This is a genomic window from Acinetobacter sp. AOR18_HL (assembly GCF_027855145.1).
GTDB classification, from domain to species: Bacteria; Pseudomonadota; Gammaproteobacteria; order Pseudomonadales; family Moraxellaceae; genus Acinetobacter; species Acinetobacter pittii.
The window spans coordinates 19,567-40,694 of sequence record NZ_JAKTIG010000080.1 but is presented as its reverse complement, the minus strand read 5'-3'; the positions used below and the strand labels follow the sequence as shown (position 1 = coordinate 40,694).

General features: G+C 39.5%; 17 protein-coding genes and 1 tRNA gene. 9 read left to right on the top strand and 9 right to left on the bottom strand.

All coding sequences use genetic code 11. The annotated features are described in order from the left end of the window. The first annotated feature begins 16 nt into the window (after window positions 1–16). The 4 genes from aspS (at window position 17) to MKL51_RS18990 (ending at window position 4,158) form a co-directional block, all read left to right on the top strand. A complete protein-coding gene (gene aspS / locus MKL51_RS19005) occupies window positions 17–1,801 on the top strand; it encodes an aspartate--tRNA ligase (RefSeq protein WP_002116046.1) in 1,785 nt (594 codons plus the stop codon). A 147-nt stretch (window positions 1,802–1,948) separates the two neighbouring features. Beyond that, window positions 1,949–2,167, top strand: coding sequence for a hypothetical protein (locus MKL51_RS19000; RefSeq protein ID WP_002116556.1), 219 nt, complete (start codon window positions 1,949–1,951; stop codon window positions 2,165–2,167). Continuing rightward, window positions 2,167–3,099 carry a CgeB family protein gene (locus MKL51_RS18995; protein ID WP_002116205.1) on the top strand — a complete coding sequence of 311 codons (933 nt, stop codon included), beginning with the start codon at window positions 2,167–2,169 and terminating at the stop codon, window positions 3,097–3,099. The genes MKL51_RS19000 and MKL51_RS18995 overlap by 1 nt, the downstream gene beginning before the upstream one ends. Window positions 3,100–3,138: 39 nt before the next feature. Continuing rightward, window positions 3,139–4,158, top strand: a complete 1,020-nt coding sequence (locus MKL51_RS18990) for a glycosyltransferase (RefSeq protein WP_017482205.1) — start codon at window positions 3,139–3,141, stop codon at window positions 4,156–4,158. Between the two features lie 105 nt (window positions 4,159–4,263). Here the strand turns inward: MKL51_RS18990 and MKL51_RS18985 are convergent, their stop codons facing one another. From MKL51_RS18985 to MKL51_RS18950, 8 genes are all read right to left on the bottom strand, one after another. After that, complete coding sequence (locus tag MKL51_RS18985) at window positions 4,264–5,307, bottom strand: ELM1/GtrOC1 family putative glycosyltransferase (RefSeq protein ID WP_005064198.1); 1,044 nt, start codon at window positions 5,305–5,307, stop codon at window positions 4,264–4,266. Between the two features lie 12 nt (window positions 5,308–5,319). Then, on the bottom strand, window positions 5,320–6,303 hold the full coding sequence (locus MKL51_RS18980) for a glycosyltransferase (RefSeq protein WP_002116302.1): 984 nt from the start codon (window positions 6,301–6,303) through the stop codon (window positions 5,320–5,322). Between the two features lie 2 nt (window positions 6,304–6,305). Continuing rightward, a complete protein-coding gene (locus MKL51_RS18975; protein WP_005064195.1) occupies window positions 6,306–7,115 on the bottom strand; it encodes a polysaccharide deacetylase family protein in 810 nt (269 codons plus the stop codon). Window positions 7,116–7,128: 13 nt separating this feature from the next. Continuing rightward, window positions 7,129–8,016 (bottom strand): mitochondrial fission ELM1 family protein, encoded by an 888-nt coding sequence (locus MKL51_RS18970; RefSeq protein ID WP_002116427.1) that lies wholly within the window; start codon window positions 8,014–8,016, stop codon window positions 7,129–7,131. A gap of 69 nt (window positions 8,017–8,085) precedes the next feature. Beyond that, a complete protein-coding gene (locus tag MKL51_RS18965) occupies window positions 8,086–9,012 on the bottom strand; it encodes a branched-chain amino acid transaminase (RefSeq protein ID WP_004705670.1) in 927 nt (308 codons plus the stop codon). 24 nt (window positions 9,013–9,036) lie between these two features. Next, on the bottom strand, window positions 9,037–11,787 hold the full coding sequence (gene glnE, locus MKL51_RS18960; protein ID WP_017482206.1) for a bifunctional [glutamate--ammonia ligase]-adenylyl-L-tyrosine phosphorylase/[glutamate--ammonia-ligase] adenylyltransferase: 2,751 nt from the start codon (window positions 11,785–11,787) through the stop codon (window positions 9,037–9,039). A 67-nt stretch (window positions 11,788–11,854) separates the two neighbouring features. After that, the gene (locus tag MKL51_RS18955) at window positions 11,855–13,126 is read right to left on the bottom strand and encodes a sensor histidine kinase (protein ID WP_017482207.1); all 1,272 of its coding nucleotides are present in this window, start codon (window positions 13,124–13,126) and stop codon (window positions 11,855–11,857) included. 516 nt (window positions 13,127–13,642) lie between these two features. Beyond that, window positions 13,643–13,729: transfer RNA gene (locus tag MKL51_RS18950), tRNA-Leu, on the bottom strand. A gap of 181 nt (window positions 13,730–13,910) precedes the next feature. Here MKL51_RS18950 and queA point away from each other — a divergent pair. From queA to secF, 5 genes are all read left to right on the top strand, one after another. Then, entirely contained in the window at window positions 13,911–14,948 is a 1,038-nt protein-coding gene (queA, locus tag MKL51_RS18945; RefSeq protein WP_262448588.1) for a tRNA preQ1(34) S-adenosylmethionine ribosyltransferase-isomerase QueA, read from the top strand. A 294-nt stretch (window positions 14,949–15,242) separates the two neighbouring features. Continuing rightward, window positions 15,243–16,376 carry a tRNA guanosine(34) transglycosylase Tgt gene (gene tgt / locus MKL51_RS18940; protein ID WP_002116306.1) on the top strand — a complete coding sequence of 378 codons (1,134 nt, stop codon included), beginning with the start codon at window positions 15,243–15,245 and terminating at the stop codon, window positions 16,374–16,376. A gap of 97 nt (window positions 16,377–16,473) precedes the next feature. Then, on the top strand, window positions 16,474–16,803 hold the full coding sequence (yajC, locus tag MKL51_RS18935) for a preprotein translocase subunit YajC (RefSeq protein WP_002116168.1): 330 nt from the start codon (window positions 16,474–16,476) through the stop codon (window positions 16,801–16,803). A 51-nt stretch (window positions 16,804–16,854) separates the two neighbouring features. Continuing rightward, a complete protein-coding gene (gene secD, locus MKL51_RS18930) occupies window positions 16,855–18,756 on the top strand; it encodes a protein translocase subunit SecD (protein WP_002116237.1) in 1,902 nt (633 codons plus the stop codon). Between the two features lie 8 nt (window positions 18,757–18,764). Continuing rightward, window positions 18,765–19,730 carry a protein translocase subunit SecF gene (gene secF, locus MKL51_RS18925; protein ID WP_014207646.1) on the top strand — a complete coding sequence of 322 codons (966 nt, stop codon included), beginning with the start codon at window positions 18,765–18,767 and terminating at the stop codon, window positions 19,728–19,730. Between the two features lie 64 nt (window positions 19,731–19,794). Here secF and coaBC read toward each other — a convergent pair whose 3' ends face one another. Further along, window positions 19,795–21,048 (bottom strand): bifunctional phosphopantothenoylcysteine decarboxylase/phosphopantothenate--cysteine ligase CoaBC, encoded by a 1,254-nt coding sequence (gene coaBC, locus MKL51_RS18920; RefSeq protein ID WP_002116235.1) that lies wholly within the window; start codon window positions 21,046–21,048, stop codon window positions 19,795–19,797. Between the last annotated feature and the right edge of the window lie 80 nt (window positions 21,049–21,128).

The window sequence follows — 21,128 nt, the reverse complement described above, 5'->3', positions numbered from 1 at the left end:
TTGGATAATCTTCATCATGATGCGAACTCATTACTGTGGCTCTTTAACTGAAGCCCAAATCGACCAGACCGTTACACTATGCGGTTGGGTACATCGTCGCCGTGACCATGGCGGTGTTATTTTCCTTGATATGCGTGACCGTGATGGTCTCGTTCAAGTGGTTATTGACCCAGATACTCCAGAAGCATTTGCAACAGCAGATAAAGCACGTTCTGAATATGTATTAAAAATTACAGGTCGTGTTCGTCGCCGTTATGAAGGTACTGAAAACCAAAATATGGTGAGTGGTCAAATCGAAGTTTTAGGCAAAGAAATCGAAGTTCTTGCTGCTTCTGAAACTCCGCCATTCCCGTTAAATGATGACACGATTAACGTGTCAGAAGAACACCGTTTAAAATATCGTTTCTTGGACATCCGTCGTCCAGAAATGTTAGATCGCTTACGTTTCCGTTCTAAAGTAACTAACTTGATCCGTAATTATTTAGACGATCACGGTTTCTTAGACGTTGAAACTCCGATTTTAACTCGTGCAACTCCTGAAGGCGCGCGTGACTATTTAGTACCAAGTCGTGTACAAAATGGTAGCTTCTACGCACTTCCACAATCACCGCAATTGTTTAAACAATTATTGATGGTGGGTGGTATTGATCGTTACTACCAAATCGCGAAATGTTTCCGTGATGAAGACTTACGTGCTGACCGTCAGCCAGAATTCACTCAAATCGACATTGAAACATCGTTCTTAAACGACGATGAAATCATGGATTTGATGGAAGGCATGACTGTTAAATTATTTAACGACTTGCTTGGCGTAAAATTTGAAAAATTCCGCCGTATGCCATATAGCGAAGCAATGCGTGACTATGCATCTGACAAACCAGATTTGCGTATTCCGTTGAAACTCGTTGACGTTGCAGACTTAATGCAAGAAGTAGAGTTCAAAGTATTTGCTGGCCCTGCAAAAGATCCTAAAGGTCGTATTGTTGCTTTACGTGTTCCTGGTGCAGCTTCATTGCCACGTAGTGCAATCGATGAATACACCAAATTCGTTGGCATCTATGGTGCTAAAGGTTTAGCGTACATTAAAGTTAATGAACTCGCTAAAGGAATTGAAGGTCTTCAATCTCCAATCGTGAAATTCATTGAACCGATTGTACTTGAACTGTTGGAACGTGTTGGCGCACAAGATGGCGATATCGTATTCTTCGGTGCTGATAAAGCTAAAGTTGTAAATGACGCAATGGGTGCGCTTCGTGTCAAGATTGGTCACGATTTGAATCTTTCAACTTGTGAGTGGGCTCCACTTTGGGTTGTTGACTTCCCAATGTTTGAAGAAACTGACGATGGTAAATGGACTTCTGTTCACCACCCATTCACACTACCTAAATCTAGCGTAGAAGACGTGAAGAGCAATCCAGGTGAAGCACTTTCTGTTGCTTACGACATGGTATTGAATGGTACTGAAGTTGGCGGTGGTTCACTTCGTATTTACACATTAGAAATGCAAAAAGCGATTTTTGAAGCGCTTGGTATTTCTGATGAAGAAGCAGAAGAGAAATTCAGCTTCTTACTTAACGCGCTTCGTTATGGTGCTCCTCCTCACGGTGGTTTGGCATTTGGTCTTGACCGTTTAGTTATGCTTATGACTGGCGCGACTTCAATTCGTGACGTTATTGCGTTCCCGAAAACTAAGACTGCTGAATGTCCACTTACTCAAGCACCTGCTCCTGTTGAAGCAAACCAGCTTCGTGACTTGGGTATCCGCCTACGTGAAAAGCCAAAAACTGAAGAATCTAAATAATTTTTAGATTTTCTCAATAAGAAACCCTGCTTATGCAGGGTTTCTTATTAGACAGTATTAAACAAACATTCAATTTTCATAAGCTATGCTTTGCGAAAAAGCACGTCAGTGGCATAATAGGCTGCTTTTAATTAAGAGGTCAGCTTTATGGCTATGCGCCCTGATGTACGTCGACATGCTTTAGTCGTGATTGTATTCTCCCTCGCACAATGGTTTTTCATGCGCTATATTCTTGCAAATGAATTATTTAACATGACTACAAATCAACGTATTTTATTTTTCTGTGTAAGTAGCTTGGTTGGTGCATTGCTCATTTTTGTTGCATTGATTTATATGGTTTTAAAAGGAAATGCGGACAAAGAGTAATGCAAAAGAAATTACTCATTCTTGGTAAACGTGGGGGTATATTGCAATGGTTCGAAAATATTCTTGCCACTTCTCACCGACACCCTAATTATGTGATTCAAGGCTTTGCTTTAAATCACAATAATACCTGTGAACGATTTCTTAAGAAAATTTTACCAAATAAAGATATATATACAGCTAATTTACTAAAGAAAAAGTTACAAACATTTCAGCCCGATCTAATATTGATTGCCGATCTCTTTTATTTTAATGATTATCTACTAGAAGTTTTAGCTGACTTTCCATGCAAAAAAGCTCATTGGATCGGAGATTTTTTTGATTCAAGGCTAAAAAAAACAAAAGAAATTATTGACTTATACTGCTTTACCGACTTCAGTTTTATTAAAGATGCTAAAGATATAGGATTAGATCATTCAATCTACCTTCCACTAGCTTACAATCCTGAAATCTTTTTTCCGAAGGATGAACAAAAAAATGACAGACTTTTATTTGTAGGAGCTTGGTCTCCTGACAGACAAGAACTAATTGAACGAATTCCGCTCCCAATTACTATTTATGGTAAAGGCTGGAATAATCTTGTAAAAAATGACAGTATTATTCATCCACATAATATTAGTCTACCCAATGTCGCTGAACTTTACCGTAAACATAAGTATGTTCTTAACCTCATTAATAAAGTAAATATACGACAAGGCATGAATATGCGTTGTTTTGAAGCACCTGCTTGCGGTTGCATTTTAGTCAGTGAATATGTAAAAGATCTTGAATTTGCATTCAGCATAGAAAATGAAATTATAACTTTTTCAGACCCTTCCGAACTGCAAAGCAAACTCAAAGAAAATTCTATTAATCCCTTACTAGCAATGGACAAGGTTCAACGAGATCATACCTATAAAAATAGGATAGATACGATTGTTGACCTATTGCTTTAAGAGTATCGTTACCAGTATTCATGTTATAGGTTCTACTCAGTGTTTGTTAGTATCATTGTCCCAAGTTATAATCATGCTCAATATTTAGAAGAAAGAATTAATAGTATTCTTAATCAAAGCTATTCACAATTTGAATTAATCCTTTTAGATGATTTGTCACCAGATCATAGCGCTAAAATTTTAGAAAAATACCGAAAACATCCTAAAGTTTCTCATTGCATTATCAATGAAAAAAATTCAGGCTCCACCTTCTACCAATGGAACAAAGGGATGCATTTAGCGAAAGGAGAGCTGATCTGGATTGCTGAATCCGATGATATAGCAGATCCTCGTTTTTTAGAAAAATTAGTACCACAGTTTGAGAAAAACCACAATTTAGTACTGGCGTATAGCCAATCATATCGAATGAACGCTAAAGGAGAAATAACTGGTTCTTGGAAAGATTTTACAGATCAAGTAGACCCAAAACTTTTCGAAAACAACTTTGAAATGAAAGGGCTTGAATATATAGAAAAATTTTTAAATACTCAAAATACTATTCCTAATGCGAGTGGGGTTATTTTCAAAAAACAAACTTACTTTGATGTGGGAGGGGCTAACCCGAGCTTACGCTTCATTGGCGATTGGGAAATTTGGGCAAAGATCGTAACACAAGGCGATATTTTTTTTACTCATGAATGTTTAAACTATTTTCGTTATCATAATACAAGCGTTATTGCGCAGGCAAAAAAGAAAAAAGATCATTTTGAAGTTAGACGTCAAGTCATTTTGTTCCGCCAAAGCATGTCACAGTTTTTAAAAGCCTATTCCCATCAACATCCAGAAGCGAATAAGGCTTATCAAATTAACCAAAGATGTCTATCAAAAGAATTAAGAAAAAATGCTTCTTTAGCTATTCGTCGTCGTTATTATAATCGGATTATGCCAACCTGTATAACAGCGCTGGAGACTTTACCTTTCTACATTGTACCTATTTATATTCTAAAACTACTTATACAACTTATTTTATCAATTTGCTTCGTTGCTCCTTATAAAGCATTATTAAAGCAAACAAAATAAAAAAGAGGAGATTCCTGCTCTTTTTATTTTTTAAATTTATCTAGAATTTGATATATTGAATGATCAAGTTGGCGATTATTAAAAAATAAAATCTAAATATTTAGTTTATTTTCCCAAAATATTATTCAATTTCCGAGTCATCTCTCCCGTATGGTCTTGTACTTTTAATTTTTGGACAGCCTCAACAATTTGATGAGCATCTAAAAAATTTAATAAATATAACCACCGCTGTTGAGCTAAGGAGTTTAATTGTTGTTTGATAGCCACATCCTGTACTGCAACTTCATCATAAAGTACTAGCAATTTGCTTCCGGACATAATAACCTCTGCAACCATCGAGGTTGAGTCTGGGCTCGCTAAAATCCAATCAGCTGCTTTAATGTAGTCTTTAATATCACAACTTTGCCCTTGTGCAACCCATGTTAGCAAGTCATTTGCCTGAAAAATATCGTACTGTTCAGTAAGCTCTTGTAACTCTTTTTCGAAATTAACTGACGTTCTACGCGATGTCGTAACTAATAATCTCGCTGTTGGATATTGCAACCGAATCTGTTGTAAAACAGTTGCCCATTGTACAGCATCACCGATTTTGACTGTTTTGGTATTCGCACCAATTAGAACTGCTATCACTAATTCAGCACTGTGAATTCCTAAATGCTCACGTGCCTGATCACGTGTCAAAGGCAAAGCACACATTTTATTAGGTGCAACTGGGTAGTAAAAGTAATGTGGCAATGTAGCTTGTTGATCATGAATGGTAAATACCACATCGAATAAATCAGCACGAATTCCTCGTAATGAACTCGCTACTAAATTTTTAATGGCTTGATTATTGCGTAAATGTTGTTTTAACAACAAATTGGCGAGCAAGGTATTTCCCCCCGCTGATACAATATATGCAACTTGTTTCTGTTCTAACGACTTGATAGTTTTCATATCAAGGAAATAGCATAACCAATGAGTATTTATTGAAAAATTGGACAGAAACTTAAGAACACGGTATAACCATTTCTTAGGTAAATTTAGTTGAATCCATTCCACTTGATAGTTTTTCTGTTGATTCAATAGCTGAACCATTCCCTGAGTTTGAGTTTCGTGACCAGGTTTACCATCTGTCAATGCAAGAATAAAATCCTTTTGTTGTGTCATCAATACATAATCCTATACTGAAAACAGTGACTGATATACTTGTACTGTATGATCAATCATTTTCGTGAAAGTAAGTTGTTCTTGTGCTAGTACATAAGCAGTTTTAAAACTACTCTCTGGATCAGATATTTTTAAATAATTTTGGATGAGCTGCTGTAAAGCCAATATATTATTAGGTTCACATAAAAATTCTGTGGGAATAAATTCAGACATCATCCCGACATTTGTACCAATAACTGGTCGCTCAAGCAACAAGGTCTCAGCAAGTGTATAAGGACCGCCTTCACGTAAAGATGAAACAATTAAGGCTTCATGTTCCGCAATCAATGGATGAATATTATTACTATAACCATATAGCTTAACACGATCAGCTAACTGATATTCTTTAATCAATTTTTCCAGTCTGTCCCGTTCTTCACCATCACCAATAATAGTTAATTCACAAGGAATGTTCTGCCAAGCGGCTAATAAAAGATTAAAACCTTTCACTTCATTTAAACGGCCTATTGCAATAAATTTTCTATTCTTTACAAATGGTTGAGCAGTTATATTTAAGGAAATCCCATTATAAACCACACTTACTTTATGTGGTTGCCCTACTATTTGTGCAAGACGTTTACTTACACAAATAATATGATCAAATGCCAAATAGGTTTTAATATTCTTTTTTGCACCATGCATGGTTACAACACATGGAAAATTCAAACTATTCAATATACCTTGTAAAAGTTTTGCTGTTTTCGAAGCATGAGCATGTAGCACTTGTGGCTCTGTCGCCAATATTAATTTTTTAAGCCGATATTTTGTCCATGGGTTATAACGGCTACCACTCATGTCGAAAGCCACAAAGTTCACCGCACTTTTCACCTGACTTTTATATTTCTGATGTGCAATTAAAGATACTTCATGTGATTGTGACAAACCAGCAGCCAACTCAAGTACATGCTTTTCTAGTCCCCCTTCCTCATCACTCGCCATTACAAGAGTAATTTTCATGCTTATCCCTCACGCTTACCAAGCTTTAAACGGAGCTTGACAGCAAATAATGAATCTTTACCACTGATTTTAATACGTTGTAGTTGAAAAAAGTCTGGCTGTTCGCCTTCAATTCCTTCTACAGTCGTTACAGCATTGCTATACCCTGACTGTTTTACCAGTTTGACATCGCGGTCTGAATAAATCCCAAATGGATATGCAAAACTGGTCACGGGTTTGCAAATTAATTGCTCAAGTTGTTGCTTTGAGTCAGTCAATTCTCTTAAACAATCGGCATCACTGAGTTTATTTAAATTGGCATGCGTCAATGTATGTGAACCAATTTCAATCAGCCCACTGTCTGCGAGTTGCTTGACTTGGGCATCATTCAACTTAGCTTCACGCATAAGTTCACCACTATTGTGATGTTCTTTTTTATAAGTTGACCAATCTCTATCATGACGGTCAACCACCACATAAACTGTTGCTTTTGCTTGATATTTTTCTAAAATTGGATAGGCATTTTGTAAGTTATCTAAATAACCATCATCAAATGTAATTGCTATTGTTTTAGCAGGGTGTTCCCCCCAACCATTTTGTAACTCTTGCATAGTTACAAAATGGAATCCTTGTGATTTCATCCAGGCAATCTGCTTTTCAAATTCAGCGGGTTTCACACGAAGTTTATTAAATTTAGCACCATCAATATGGTTTCTGACCATGTGATACATCAATATACGAGGCTGATTCCAACTTATTTTCGGCTTCCACCAAGCATACTTATAACTTAATACGAAGATAAGCAGAACCAATAAAATCAGTATATATAGCACAATCTCAAACTCATTATTTTGCTAAAAGATATGTTGCCACACGGTCTGCTTCTTTAAAAGCATAAGGTTGTGGTAACTGTACAACATAAGTCTGCTGTGAGATTAATTTTGATTCTAACATTTGGTCAACTGAGTGCGTAATCCGGTCGTCTTTCAAACGGTCCATTGCCATCACCCCGACTCGACAACCCGCGGTAAGCGCCTCAAAAATCATAGAGACGCTGTCTTCTGTCACCCAAACTGCTTCTGCTTTTTGCATTTCTTCGAAAATCCAGCCTTGGGGTGTTTGATCAACTGGAAATATGTGTAAATGCTGGGCAAAACTTTGTTGCCTTAAAATATCGACAAACTCTGCTGGGGTTCGACGTGAAGTGGTCAGAATAATTTCAGCGTCTGGATTATTCTCAACAATTTTTTGAACACTGGTTAATACTTTATTTTGGTTCCATTGATGTCGTTTAGATGAACCACCTAAAGCGATTAAAACTCTCGCGGTTTGATGACGATTTTCATTACGGATAGGATTTAATGCACCACGCGTGACAATCACATGGTTATCGGCGTGAATACCATCATGCTCCGGAATAACAGCATAATCAAAGCAACCAATAGGTAAACTCGGCTTCATTAAAATAATCGTTTTAGCCTTTTTAAAAATTCTACCGAGCAACAAAACACGAAAATGTGTGTGGCTTCCCACGCCAAATACAAAATCAGGCGCTTGTTTAAATAAGGAATTTTTCGAAGAGAAGAGTGCCTGAATTAAGGAAATAATAGGTAAATCAGAAATTAGGACCTCTTCAAAAGTTGTTTCTGGCTGTTGTCTTTGCATTGCCTGAAACAAGCCTAATGCTTGTGAGCGGTGCCCTGCCTTACCATCAGACACATAGACAATATGCATAGAAGCTCCCTAAGCCAAAAAATAAAAAAGGCGAAACCGAAGTTCGCCTTTTTATGTTAACGGATTAACTTATTTTACGTAAGTTAACCAGTGTTCATATTTCGGATTTCTACCTTGAACCGCATCAAAGTAAGTTTTTTGGATTTCAGTGGTAATTGGGCCACGAGTACCCGAACCGATTGGACGGTCATCGTATTCACGAATTGGTGTTACTTCAGCAGCAGTACCTGTGAAGAATGCTTCGTCTGCAATATAGAATTCGTCACGTGTAATACGGCGCTCAACAACTTGGTAACCAAGATCTCTAGCGATTGTCATCACAGTTTGGCGTGTAATACCGTCAAGTGCACCACCAGCGATATCTGGAGTGTGTAAAACGCCATCTTTAATCAAGAATACGTTTTCACCTGAACCTTGGCATACATAACCTTGTGGGTCCATTAACATTGCTTCATCGTAACCTGAGTGTGCAACTTCTTGGTGAGCAAGAATTGACAACGTGTAGTTACCAGATGCTTTTGCTTTACACATAGTCACGTTTGGATGATGGTGAGTAAATGATGAAGTTTTAACGCGAATACCTTTAGCCATCGCTTCATCACCAAGGTATGCACCCCACGCCCACGCAGCAACAGCGGCATGAATTGTGTTATTTGTTGCTGCAATACCTAGTTTCTCTGAACCGATCCAGATCAACGGGCGTAAATAGCAAGAAGCTAATTTATTTTCACGAACAACATCGATTTGTGCTTGTTCAAGCGTTGCTTGATCATACGGCACTTTCATTTGATAAATTTTTGCTGAATTTAACAAACGTTTTGTGTGGTCTTGAAGACGGAAAATCGCTGTACCTTTAGGCGTTTCATAAGCACGAACACCTTCAAATACGCCCATACTGTAGTGTAATGTATGGGTTAAAACGTGAATCTTTGCATCACGCCAATCAATTAATTTTCCATCTTGCCAAATAAAACCATCACGATCAGCCAAATTCATGGAACACTCCAAATTGTTATAAAATCATTCACTATCCAACTCAACCGAAGCGGTTGGGTCTATTAATCTTTGCCATAAATTGCAAACGACCGCACGGGTACTACGCCAGTCCGCTGCGCTGACTTGCATGGATTGATTTGCAAGGGCTAAACGGTGGCTTTCGGCACGTTCACTAAGATAGGCTCGAATTAATGCTGTGGCATCTTCACTGGATAAGCAGTCTGCTTTAGCAGCATCTTCTAATATTCTTACATTATCAGAATAATGGGCGAGATCGGGTTTCGTCCCGCTCCATGCAAGTACAGCATACTGTGCCATAAATTCGATATCGACGATACCACCTGCGTCCTGTTTTAAATGAAAAATACCATGTTTTTTTTGTTCAGAAGACGAACCTAGGTGGTCTTTCATTTTCTGACGCATTTTCAACACTTCCTCACGAACATAAGCCTCATCTCTAGATTGAGTCAATATCTCGCGTCGAAATATTTCAAATTTCTGGCAAAGCACCTCATCACCTGCAATAGAACGGGCACGTACTAATGCCTGGTGTTCCCAAAGCCATGCACTTTTCAACTGATAGTGTTCATAGGCTTTCAAGCTTGTTACCAATAAACCTGCTTCACCTGAAGGTCTTAACCGTGTATCAATTTCATAGACACGACCATCTAGCGTTTGCGTAGTCATCAAAGACATAAACTTTTGAGCAACACGCATAGCAAACTCAAAGCCACTAATTGACTTCGTTCCATCCGTATCAGCTTGTTCATCTAGATAATGAATAAAGACAAGATCTAAGTCAGAACCATAGCCCAGCTCAATACCACCCACTTTGCCATAACCAATGACAGCAAAAGCTTTGTAGTCTAGAGAGCAACGTTTTCCATCAACATCACATGGGTAACCATGACGCTTCGCCACGGTCTGATAAGCTAAATGGAGAGTTGCGTTTACACTGACTTCAGCAATATCAGTCAATGCATCAGATACTTTCATTAATGGGCTTTCAGCTAACACATCACTTGCAGCAACAGTGAGTACATTGCTCTTTTTAAACAGGCGAAGTGCTCGCATTTGGTCTTCGACCTGATCAATTTCAATGCGAAGCAATTGCTGACGTAATGAGTCTTCTAGGTCCTTACGCTTTGGCAACTCGAAATCCATCGATAAGAACTCATCCAGCAGTACTGGATATTGCGTTAGCTCTTCACAAATCCACGGACTCACCGTCGCCATTTTCACTAAGCGTTGCAGTGCCCCCTTACTTTCAATCAACATCACCAAATACACGGTTCGACGCATGACTGATTCAATAAGTGGCATTAAGCGCAACAGTGCAGTTTGTGGTTGTTCTGATTGCAAGATGGCTTCAATTAAATGAGGCCAGAAGGTTTTTAAACGCTGCACAGCATTTGAAGGGAGTTTCTTAAGTGCATGACCATGCCAAAACTCATGAATCAGATTTCTCGCATTGTCATCCAACACTTCATCTAACTGCTGCTCTAACTGTCCGAAATTTTCAGTTGCGGCATTTGAACTTGTATCTTCAATGAGCTGCTTAAATTGAACTTTTACTTTTTGACGTTTCTCATTAAGAACATCAAGAAACTCCTTCCAGCTAGTGAAACCTAAGGTATCTATAATGCGTTGTCTTAAGTCTAATTCTTCTGGTAATAATTGGGTTTGTTGGTCATTAAGGGCTTGAATCGCGTGTTCAACACGGCGTAAGAATAGGTAAGCATCTTCAAGTTCTAATACAGCTTGTTTTTCTAATAAGCCAGCTTCACCAATGTGCTCAAGACTAACTAAACATTGACGGTCTTGTAACTCACGTTTAGACCCGCCATAAATAAGCTGGAAGACCTGAACAATAAACTCAATTTCACGAATACCACCTGCTCCGAGTTTAATATCATCCTCAATATGACGACGTAAGACTTCGCGCTCAATCATCGCTTTCATATCACGCATGGCAGCAAAAGCGGTGTAATCGACATAACGGCGGAACACAAAAGGACGTGTCATTTCTAACAAATCCTGCCCTTCTTTACCTCCAGTCACTACACGCGCTTTAATCCACGCATAACGTTCCCACTCACGGCCATGTTGACTTAAATATTTTTCTAAAGCGGCATGACTAATCGCTAATGCCGAGCCATCCCCCCAAGGACGTAAGCGCATATCAACTCGAAACACAAAACCATCTGCGGTGATGTGTTCAAGCAAATAAATGAGTTTTTGTCCCCACAAAATACAGAACTGCTGTACATCAATACATTTGCGACCGTTGGTTTCACCTTGCTCATCAAAGGCAAAAATTAAGTCGATATCACTCGACAAATTAAGCTCTTGAGCACCAAGTTTACCCATGGCAACCACAATCAAATCTTGAACTTTGCCAGAGTAACTCACAGGTTCACCGTGTTTCGTCACAAGTGCGACACGTGCAAAATCTTTTGCAGCACAGATACTGGCATCTGCAAAATCAGAAAGTTCGCGAGTGAGTGTGACAACATCGGTAAGCTGATTGGCATCCTGCCAGATCCAGCGGAACATTAAACGGCTACGTAAAATGCGCATTTCGCGCATCCAAAGCGTTTCATCACCAATCCCATCTAGCGTGGTCTGTACAAATTGGTAAATCTGTTCGGTCGAGAGCGGTGCAGTAAATTGATCTATTTGATAATCTTGTTGTAAAACAGCTTGATGCAAACCTAAAACTTGTTCTGCGTACTGGCTGGCACGCAATGTTTTTTGTAACTGCTCCGCATTCATATAAAAAGCTCTTTTCCTCGTACTCTGTTTTTAGTTATAGCAGTTCGAGTAGTGTTAGGAAAAGGGATTAGACTAATTTTGCTTCTGATGAAGAATGATGTTCGGTATGTACCTCATGACTTTCTTGAGCTGAAGGTAATAGAACCTTAAATGTCGTTCCTACCCCTTCTTTGGAGCTAACAGTAATTTGCCCCTGATTAATCTCGACAAAACGCTTGCAAAGACTCAAACCTAAGCCGGCACCTTTTTCACCTGCAGTGCCTTTAAAACTAGCGGTAATACGTGGATGGAATAAATTTGCTATTTGTTGCTCGGTCATACCCAGACCTGTATCTCGAACAGTAATTTCTACATTTGCATCCGCTTGTTGAGCTTCAATAAAGACTTTGCCCGATCCATCAATGTCGGTAAATTTCAGCGCATTTGACACCAAGTTTTGAATTACAGAGGTCATCATATTGATATCGGCGTAGATATTTAAATCATCTGGAACACCATTCACCAGTTCAATATTTTTCTTTAAAGCTAATGTGTGCAGTACATCACAAACGATATTGCTGACTTGTCTAAGCTTAAAGTTAATTGGGTGATAAACAAAACGCCCTCCCTCAGCCATCGCCCATGTCAGCAAACTTTCAAGCAAGTTATAGGTCGATTGTGAGGTGTCATATAAATAATCTGCAATATTTTGAATACTAGATTCATCTAAGGTTTCACGCTCTTTGGCAAGTACTTCAGAAAATCCAAGTAATCCATGAAACGGTGCACGTAAGTCATGTGAGATAATCGAAAAGAATTTCGTCTTACTCGAATTAATCGCAACTTGTTGTTCATAAAGTTCATTTAACTCTTCATAGTTAAACTTCAACTCAACTTGTTGCATAAAAGTAGAACAATAATCGAGCAATAATTGAATATCATCATCTTCAAACGTTGCAGCATCGTCATCAAAAAAGACAGCAAACCCCATCGAGGTTTTATCAGGATGTAAAAGATGCACGGCCAATGCCCTGCTGCACTCAATATTTAATTCTTTTAAATAGTTGATTAAATTTTGATATGAAGGATGTAAGTGATTAATGATCTGTTGTTTGGCGAAGCACTGTTTTAAATGCTTCGATGGCTTAAACGAAATGGCGGTCATGCCTTCAGGGCAACGGTGCCAAAAGTAGGGTTCCTCATTAAAAGTCAATAAGGCTTTTTTACAATTCAAAAGACGAAGACTAAACCGGAAAAATTGCTCGATGTAGTTCTGCTCGGCATTTAATCCAAGCAACAGAGATATCCTACAAGCACTTAACTGCTCAACCTGATTTAGTTCTAAACGTTGGAATGTCATTGCCCGCCTCACAGATTATGTCGTTTTTGGTCGGAACCGCTCTCAAGAAATGTACTTATAATCATTATGATCTACTACAAACTTTAACACAGTACATTAAAAGAGCAACGTTCTTTTCAAAATAGAAATGTGAAGTTTCAATTAAAGGTTTTCAGATACATAAAGTGGGTATGCTTGAGGAAAATACAACAAATGTTTGAAGGTAAAGAGTTGTAAGATGTTAGAAATACGAGTTCGGAATACTCGTAAGAGATGGTCAAAAAATATTATTTTGAATAAGAGCTTAGATTCTTACTCAGTTTCGCTTTTATCAAACATGTTTGGTATTTAAAGAAGAACTTCTTGAGCTTAAAAAATGAAAGATTTTTATAAGCTCTAAATTTATAGCTAGAAATTCGAGTCCGACCCTCGGGATCAAATAATAATTTCTTAAGCTCTATCCACTTTTTTATACCCAACAAAAAACCCCTAAGCCGTTAACTTAGGGGTTTTCGTAGAATCTTACGATTCTGAATATGGTCCCGAGGGTCGGACTCGAACCGACACGTCATCTCTGACAGCGGATTTTGAGTCCGCCGCGTCTACCAATTTCACCACCTCGGGAGAGGAAGTATGTTTGTGTTGCGTATATTAGCGCGTTTGTAAAACTTGTCAAACCCTAAGTGAATATTATCGTTCACTTTTAGATCATTTAAACATTTTTCATGATTTAGGTCAGAAGCACAGCCATAAAAAAGCGAAAAAGTTTATACTAGGCCCAATTTTTGCGGTGTTTTTTCTAAATATGCAACTGTCTGACTTTTCCTTTGAATTACCTGATGAACTTATTGCCCGTTACCCTCTCGAATCACGTAGTGCTTCGCGGTTGTTGCACCTAGATTCAAAGGGTCAATATCACGATCACATGTTCACAGACATTATCGATCTGTTCGAAGAAGGTGATTTGTTGGTGCTTAATGACACCAAGGTCATGAAAGCGCGACTTAAAGGAAAACGCTCTACAGGCGGTGCTATCGAGATTTTGGTTGAGCGCATGCTGAACCACACTACAGCGTATTGTCATATTAAATCGAGCAACTCACCTAAAGCAGATGCTGAGCTTTTTGTTGGTGCAGATAACATTCCTGTGATTGTTCGTGGTCGTCACGAAAATTTATTTGTGGTTGAGTTTTCACAGCCCATCTTGCCTGTACTTGAGCAATATGGTCAGTTACCTATTCCGCCTTACTTTAACCGTGAAGCAGAAGAAATTGATACTGAACGCTATCAAACGGTTTTCCATAATCCTGAAAAAATTGCCAGTGTTGCCGCTCCTACTGCAAGCTTGCACTTTGACGAAGAGTTACTAGCAAAGTTAGAGCAAAAAAATGTTCAAAAATCTTTTGTGACTTTACACGTCGGTGCTGGCACATTTATGCCTGTTCGTACTGATGACATTACCAATCATGTCATGCACAGTGAATGGTGTGATGTTCCTCAAGAAACTATTGATTTAATTTTGGCGACTAAAGCACGCGGCAATAAAGTGATTGCCATTGGTACAACCGCGACACGTGCTTTAGAAAGTGCAGCTCAAGCTCATGGCGGTAAAATTGCAGCTTGGACGGGTGACACACAAATCTTTATCTATCCGGGTTATGAGTTCTGCATCGTGGACCGTTTAATTACCAACTTCCATTTACCAGAGTCTACCCTGCTCATGTTGGTATCAGCGCTATCAAATCGAGACAACATTTTGGCTGCCTATGAACATGCAGTTAAAAGCCGCTATCGTTTCTTTAGCTATGGCGATGCAATGCTGATTGATAAGCTAGAAGTTTAAAAACTAAATTCTGATCGATATTGTTAATCATCTATAAACATCTTCTATAATAAGGATGCAAATATTTAGCAATATCGATTAGCTTTACCAAGTCGATTATAATTTTTATAAGCCTGAATTTTAGATATTTCCTTCATTAAAATATCTATGCCATAAAACCTATCCTTAGTTTCTCCAATCTTTTTATATAACAGCTACATTTAGTAGTAGAACTACATCGCAGAATCAAGGAAAATAGCCCTCTTTTTAGCAGCGAACTGTTTCTTCGCCTCTGCTCGTGTTCAGGATTTTTAGATGAAGTTTGAAAAATTAGGTCAGTCGGGGCGCGCCCGTCGTGGTCGTTTAACTTTAGAACATGGTGTTGTTGAAACACCTGTTTTTATGCCAGTGGGGACTTACGGTACAGTCAAAGGCATGTTACCTCGTGACATCGAAGACATTCAGGCACAAATTATTTTAGGAAATACGTTCCATTTATATTTGCGTCCGGGTCTTGAAGTGATTAAAGAACACGGTGGTTTGCATGACTTTATTAAATGGAATAAGCCAATTTTGACTGACTCTGGCGGTTTCCAGGTTTTTAGTCTTGGCGCAATGCGCAAAATCAAAGAGGAAGGTGTTACTTTCCGCTCACCGATTGATGGTTCAAAAGTATTTTTATCACCTGAAATTTCTATGGAAATTCAGCAGGTCTTGAACTCTGACATCGTTATGATTTTTGATGAGTGTACGCCTTACCCTGCGACACATGAAGAAGCTCAAAAATCATTGCAGCTTTCTTTACGCTGGGCAAAACGTTGTAAAACCCATCATCATGATGAGCTCAAAAATCACAATGCGTTATTTGGCATTATTCAAGGTGGCATGTATGAAGACTTACGCGATGAGTCTTTAAATGGCCTTTTAGAAATCGGCTTTGACGGTTACGCAATTGGCGGTTTATCTGTAGGTGAACCTAAAGAAGAGATGATCAAAGTTTTAGATTATCTACCGAATAAAATGCCACATGACAAACCTCGTTATTTGATGGGCGTTGGTAAACCAGAAGATATCGTTGAAGCGGTGCGCCGCGGTGTCGATATGTTTGACTGTGTAATGCCGACTCGTAATGCGCGAAACGGTCATTATTTTGTCACTGATGGTCTGGTACGTATTCGTAATAGTAAATATCGCCATGACCAGAGCCCGCTCGATCCACATTGCGATTGCTACACTTGTAAGAACTTTACCCGCGCTTATCTATTCCACCTTGAAAAATGTGGAGAAATGTTGGCGTCTATGCTCGGTACTATTCATAACTTACGTTATTACCAACGTTTGACTGAAGGTATGCGTGATGCATTAGACAATGGCACATTTGATGAATTTGTTCAGGACTTTTATGCCCGTCGTGGTTTAGAAGTTCCACCATGTCCGGTTGATGAATAAGCCAGATTTGCGCTCAACCTCAAGACAAGGTAAATTGCAAAACGAATTAGGATTATGTCAGTTATCTGACTCATATTTTTAACTTTAGGAAATCAAAATGAGCTTTTTAATTTCTGCTGCTCATGCAGCACCGGCAGCTGGCCCAACTAATGGTATTTTGCCAAACATCTTGATGATTGTCGTATTCGTTGCAATCTTTTATTTCTTAATTTGGCGCCCTCAAGCAAAACGTGCTAAAGAACACCGTTCTTTAATCGAGAGCTTAGGTGTTGGTAGTGAAGTTGTTTTTGCTGGCGGTTTAATGGGCAAAGTAACCAAAATTGAAGGTGACTATGCAGTTGTTGAACTTAGCCGTGGTGTAGAAGTAAAAATTCAGCGTGCCAGCGTAATTTCAGTATTACCTGAAGGCACTCTAAATAACCTTTAATCATAAAACAGTCGTGCTTTAGCACGGCTTTTTCATTTAAGAAGAAAGCGAATGCGTTACCCTGCATGGAAATATTTACTGATTCTGGTTGTTCTGGTAATCAGTACATTATACGCACTGCCTAGTCTATATCCGGATGAGCCCGCTGTTCAAATTTCCGGTGCCAAAGCTGGTACCCAAATTGATCAAAGTGTGGTGAAAAAAGCAGAGCAAATTTTAAAAACAGCAAATATTGCGAGCCATGACAATACTTTTACAAATAATGCTGCCCTATTGCGTGTCAGTTCATCTGAAGCGCAGTTAAAGGCAAAAGAAGTATTACGTCGTGACTTAGGTGATGAATATGTTGTCGCCCTAAACCTTGCACCAACCACACCGGAATGGCTGCAAAAGATTGGGGCAAAACCAATGAAACTTGGTTTGGACTTACGTGGTGGTGTCCACTTCTTGCTTGAAGTAGATATGGACAAAGCCGTTGCCCAACGTATGGAAACCTCTGCTACCGATTTGCGTCGTCAGTTCCGTGAAAACAAGATCAAATTTAACAGTCTTGCATTAACGAATAATGTGATCACTGTTCAATTTGCTGACAATGCTGACCGTGATGCAGCAATGGATTTTTTACGTCGTAATGGGAATGAATATACCCAACAGGCATTAGCAAGCTCTACAGGTTCTACTTTAAAGCTTACTTATACCGATGTACGTCGCCAAGAAATTCAGTCATATGCGGTAAATCAGAACTTAACAACATTACGTAATCGTATTAACGAACTTGGTGTTGCAGAAGCATTGGTACAAAGTCAGGGTAGCAACCGTATTGTTGTTGAATTACCGGGTGTACAAGATACAGCTGAAGCTAAACGTGTTTTAGGGCGTACTGCGAACCTCGAATTCCGTTTAGTTTCTGACTTAAATGATCAATATATCGATCCATATACGGGTAAATATAATGGTCAACCTTTACCTCCGGGCACAGAAGTTTTTGCTTATGAGTCTTTAGATAGCGGTCGTCAACTCTTGTTGCAACGTAACCGAATCTTGACTGGTGAGCGTGTTCAAAATGCAAGCTCTGGCTTTAGTCAGGACTCTGGCGGTGCCGAAGTAAATATCACGCTCGACAGCGCTGGCGGTAAGCTAATGTCCGATGCAACCCGTAATGCGGTTGGTAAACGCATGGCGGTATTGTTCATCGAGAACAAGCAAAAAATTAACTATGTCACAGATCCAAAAACTGGTGCACAAACAGAAGTTCGTACGCCATATACTGAGTCTGTAGTCATTAACGCTGCAACAGTTCAAGCTGTTTTAGGTTCGACTTTCCGTATTACCGGTTTAAGTTCTCCTCAAGAAGCATCTGAACTTGCATTAATGCTTCGTGCTGGTGCTTTGGCTGCGCCAATGTACTTTGTTGAAGAGCGTGTAGTAGGTCCAAGCCTTGGTCAAGAAAACATTGATAAAGGTGTATTGTCTACTCAAATCGGCTTCTTGCTCGTTGCAATCTGGATGGTGGTTTTCTTCCGTGTATTCGGTTTAATCGCGAACTTTGCTCTTGTGTTTAACTTGGCAATGATTTTAACCGTGATGTCATGGATTGGAGCTTCCCTCACCTTACCGGGTATTGCCGGTATCGTTATTACCATTGGTATGGCGGTCGATGCGAACGTATTGATATGTGAGCGTATCCGAGAAGAAATGCTCTGGGGGGCCTCACCCAAACAGGCCATTGTGGCCGGTTATGATCGAGCCTATAACACCATTTTTGACTCGAACTTAACCACGTTCCTCGTTGCATTCATTCTGTTTGCAATTGGTACAGGCCCAATCAAAGGTTTCGCCGTGACATTAATGATCGGTATTATTTGTTCGATGTTTACTGCAATTACAGTAACTCGTGCAATCGTACAAATCATTTATGGCAAACGTCGTAATTTGAAAAAGTTGAGCATTTAAGGAGATCGATGATGACTAAAGTGACTCAACAAGATTCAAAACAATATGGTCGTCCGGATGATGCAAAAATCATCCCGTTCATGAAGATTGCCAAACCTGCAGCGATCTTCTCGATCCTGATTACTTTGGCAAGTATTTTCTTTATTGCGACTAAAGGTCTTAACCTCGGTTTAGACTTTACAGGTGGTGTTTCAGCTGAGCTTAACTATGCTCAACCAGCCAATCAGTCTGAAGTTATTCAGGCGCTCGATAAAGCTGGTTTTAAAGATGCTGTAGTACAAACCTTAGGCAGTAATAAAGACTTACTTGTGCGTATGCCAGTACAAGAAGTTAAGGTTGAAGATCTCAATAACGCGATCACTAAGGCTGTACAATTACCAAATAATGCTGCCGAAGTTCATAAAGTGGACTCTGTAGGTGGTCAGGTTGGTAACGAGCTCTATGTTCGTTCTGCTGGTGCCGTTGCACTTGCACTTATCTTAATGTTGATCTACGTAACCATCCGCTTTGAGTTCAAACTCGCGATGGGTGCTGTAATGTCTTTATTCCACGACATCATCATTATTATTGGTGCTTTTGCATTATTCCAATGGCCATTTGACCTTACAGTGTTAGCTGCGGTACTTGCTGTTATTGGTTTCTCACTTAACGATAACATTGTAGTGTCAGACCGTATTCGTGAAAATTTCCGTAAAATTCGCGGTGCGACTCCTCGTGAAATCGTCGATATTGCGTTAACTGAGACTTTGCGTCGTACTATTCATACCTCAATGACATTATTACTTGTTGTTCTAGCAATGATGTTCTTAGGTGGTGATGGTCTACACTGGTTCTCTGTGGCAATGTTTGTTGGTGTATTTGTCGGTACTTATTCTTCGATTTATATCGGTACTGCATTTGCATTATGGCGTGGTCTTAACCGTCAAGACTTCATCGTTCAGGTTAAACCTGAATTTGAGGATGAAATTCCTTAAGTTGTCTAAAACAAGACAAATAAAAAACCGCGATTCATTCGCGGTTTTTTATTTGATTCAAAAATTATTTACGGCGTAATGCATCCGAAATAGCTTCAACCAATTGTTGAGAAATTTCCTGTTTAGATGCTTTCTCCAACTCCCGCTTTTTCATGTGATAGCTTTCAGCAAAGAAAACTGTCATCGCATTCTCATCGGAAGCAAATCCAATATCAGCACGTGATACATCGTTACACGCAATCATGTCTAATTTTTTAGCAACAAGTTTACCTGCCGCATATTCTTCAACATTTTGCGTTTCGGCTGCAAAGCCCACCATAAATGGACGTTTTTCCTGACCTGCGATTGTTGCCACAATATCTGGATTTTTGACAAGGGAAACATTCAACTCATCCCCTGCTTTTTTAATTTTATGCTCAGCAACTTCTGCTACGCGATAGTCTGCAACTGCCGCAGTCGCAATAAAAATATCGCAGCCTGTTTCTAGTGAACTCATACTGACATCGAGCATTTGTCGTGCTGAGGCAACATTTACACGTTGAACACCATTTGGCGTATCTAAACTTACAGGTCCCGCAATCAGAGTCACTTGCGCGCCAGCAGCATAACAAGCAGCGGCTAAAGCAAAGCCCATTTTGCCAGTACTATGGTTTGAGATATAACGGACAGGATCAATCGCTTCACGTGTCGGCCCAGCAGTAATAACTACTCGCTTACCTGCCAACAGTCCAAATTTCTCAGCGATGGCACGTTGAGCTTGATGGAAATAGCCAGCGACTTGGCGAGCAATTTCTTCTGGCTCAGGCATACGGCCTAAGCCAACATCACCACAAGCCTGCTCACCCGCATCCGGCATGATCACATGTACGCCATCTTCGACCAAGGTTTGCAAATTACGTTGAGTTGCTTTAGCCGCCCACATTTGCTGATTCATCGCCGGAGCTACCCAAACAGGAGATTTTGTTGCCAAAAAAACTGTACTGAGTAAATCATCTGCCAAACCATTCGCAAATTTAGCCAATGTGTCACAGCTTGCAGGTGCGACTAGTAATAAATCAGCCCAACGTGCTAATTCAATATGTCCCATACCCGCTTCAGCCGCAGGGTCTAGAAGTTCAGTATGAACAGGATTACCAGAAAGAGCCTGAAAAGTTAATGGTGTAATAAATGCCTGAGCACCATGTGTCATCACCACTCGCACGTCAAAGCCATAATCTTTGAGGCGGCGGACTAAGATGGCACTTTTATAGGCAGCAATTCCGCCAGTAACAGCTAAAACAATGTTTTTATGAGGAATAACGCTTAGATCAAAGCTCACGAACAGGATACCTTTCTGTTGCAGTGGCGCTCACAATAGCATTAAATACGCGCAGACCCAAGATTGATTGGGCAAACAAA

Bases quoted from the DNA above. Each gene is read 5' to 3' on its own strand.
- aspS (WP_002116046.1), top strand. From the start codon at position 17: ATGATGCGAACTCATTACTGTGGCTCTTTAACTGAAGCCCAAATCGAC.
- MKL51_RS19000 (WP_002116556.1), top strand. From the start codon at position 1,949: ATGGCTATGCGCCCTGATGTACGTCGACATGCTTTAGTCGTGATTGTA.
- MKL51_RS18995 (WP_002116205.1), top strand. From the start codon at position 2,167: ATGCAAAAGAAATTACTCATTCTTGGTAAACGTGGGGGTATATTGCAA.
- MKL51_RS18985 (WP_005064198.1), bottom strand. From the start codon at position 5,307: ATGACACAACAAAAGGATTTTATTCTTGCATTGACAGATGGTAAACCT.
- MKL51_RS18980 (WP_002116302.1), bottom strand. From the start codon at position 6,303: ATGAAAATTACTCTTGTAATGGCGAGTGATGAGGAAGGGGGACTAGAA.
- MKL51_RS18970 (WP_002116427.1), bottom strand. From the start codon at position 8,016: ATGCATATTGTCTATGTGTCTGATGGTAAGGCAGGGCACCGCTCACAA.
- MKL51_RS18965 (WP_004705670.1), bottom strand. From the start codon at position 9,012: ATGAATTTGGCTGATCGTGATGGTTTTATTTGGCAAGATGGAAAATTA.
- glnE (WP_017482206.1), bottom strand. From the start codon at position 11,787: ATGAATGCGGAGCAGTTACAAAAAACATTGCGTGCCAGCCAGTACGCA.
- MKL51_RS18955 (WP_017482207.1), bottom strand. From the start codon at position 13,126: ATGACATTCCAACGTTTAGAACTAAATCAGGTTGAGCAGTTAAGTGCT.
- queA (WP_262448588.1), top strand. From the start codon at position 13,911: ATGCAACTGTCTGACTTTTCCTTTGAATTACCTGATGAACTTATTGCC.
- tgt (WP_002116306.1), top strand. From the start codon at position 15,243: ATGAAGTTTGAAAAATTAGGTCAGTCGGGGCGCGCCCGTCGTGGTCGT.
- yajC (WP_002116168.1), top strand. From the start codon at position 16,474: ATGAGCTTTTTAATTTCTGCTGCTCATGCAGCACCGGCAGCTGGCCCA.
- secD (WP_002116237.1), top strand. From the start codon at position 16,855: ATGCGTTACCCTGCATGGAAATATTTACTGATTCTGGTTGTTCTGGTA.
- secF (WP_014207646.1), top strand. From the start codon at position 18,765: ATGATGACTAAAGTGACTCAACAAGATTCAAAACAATATGGTCGTCCG.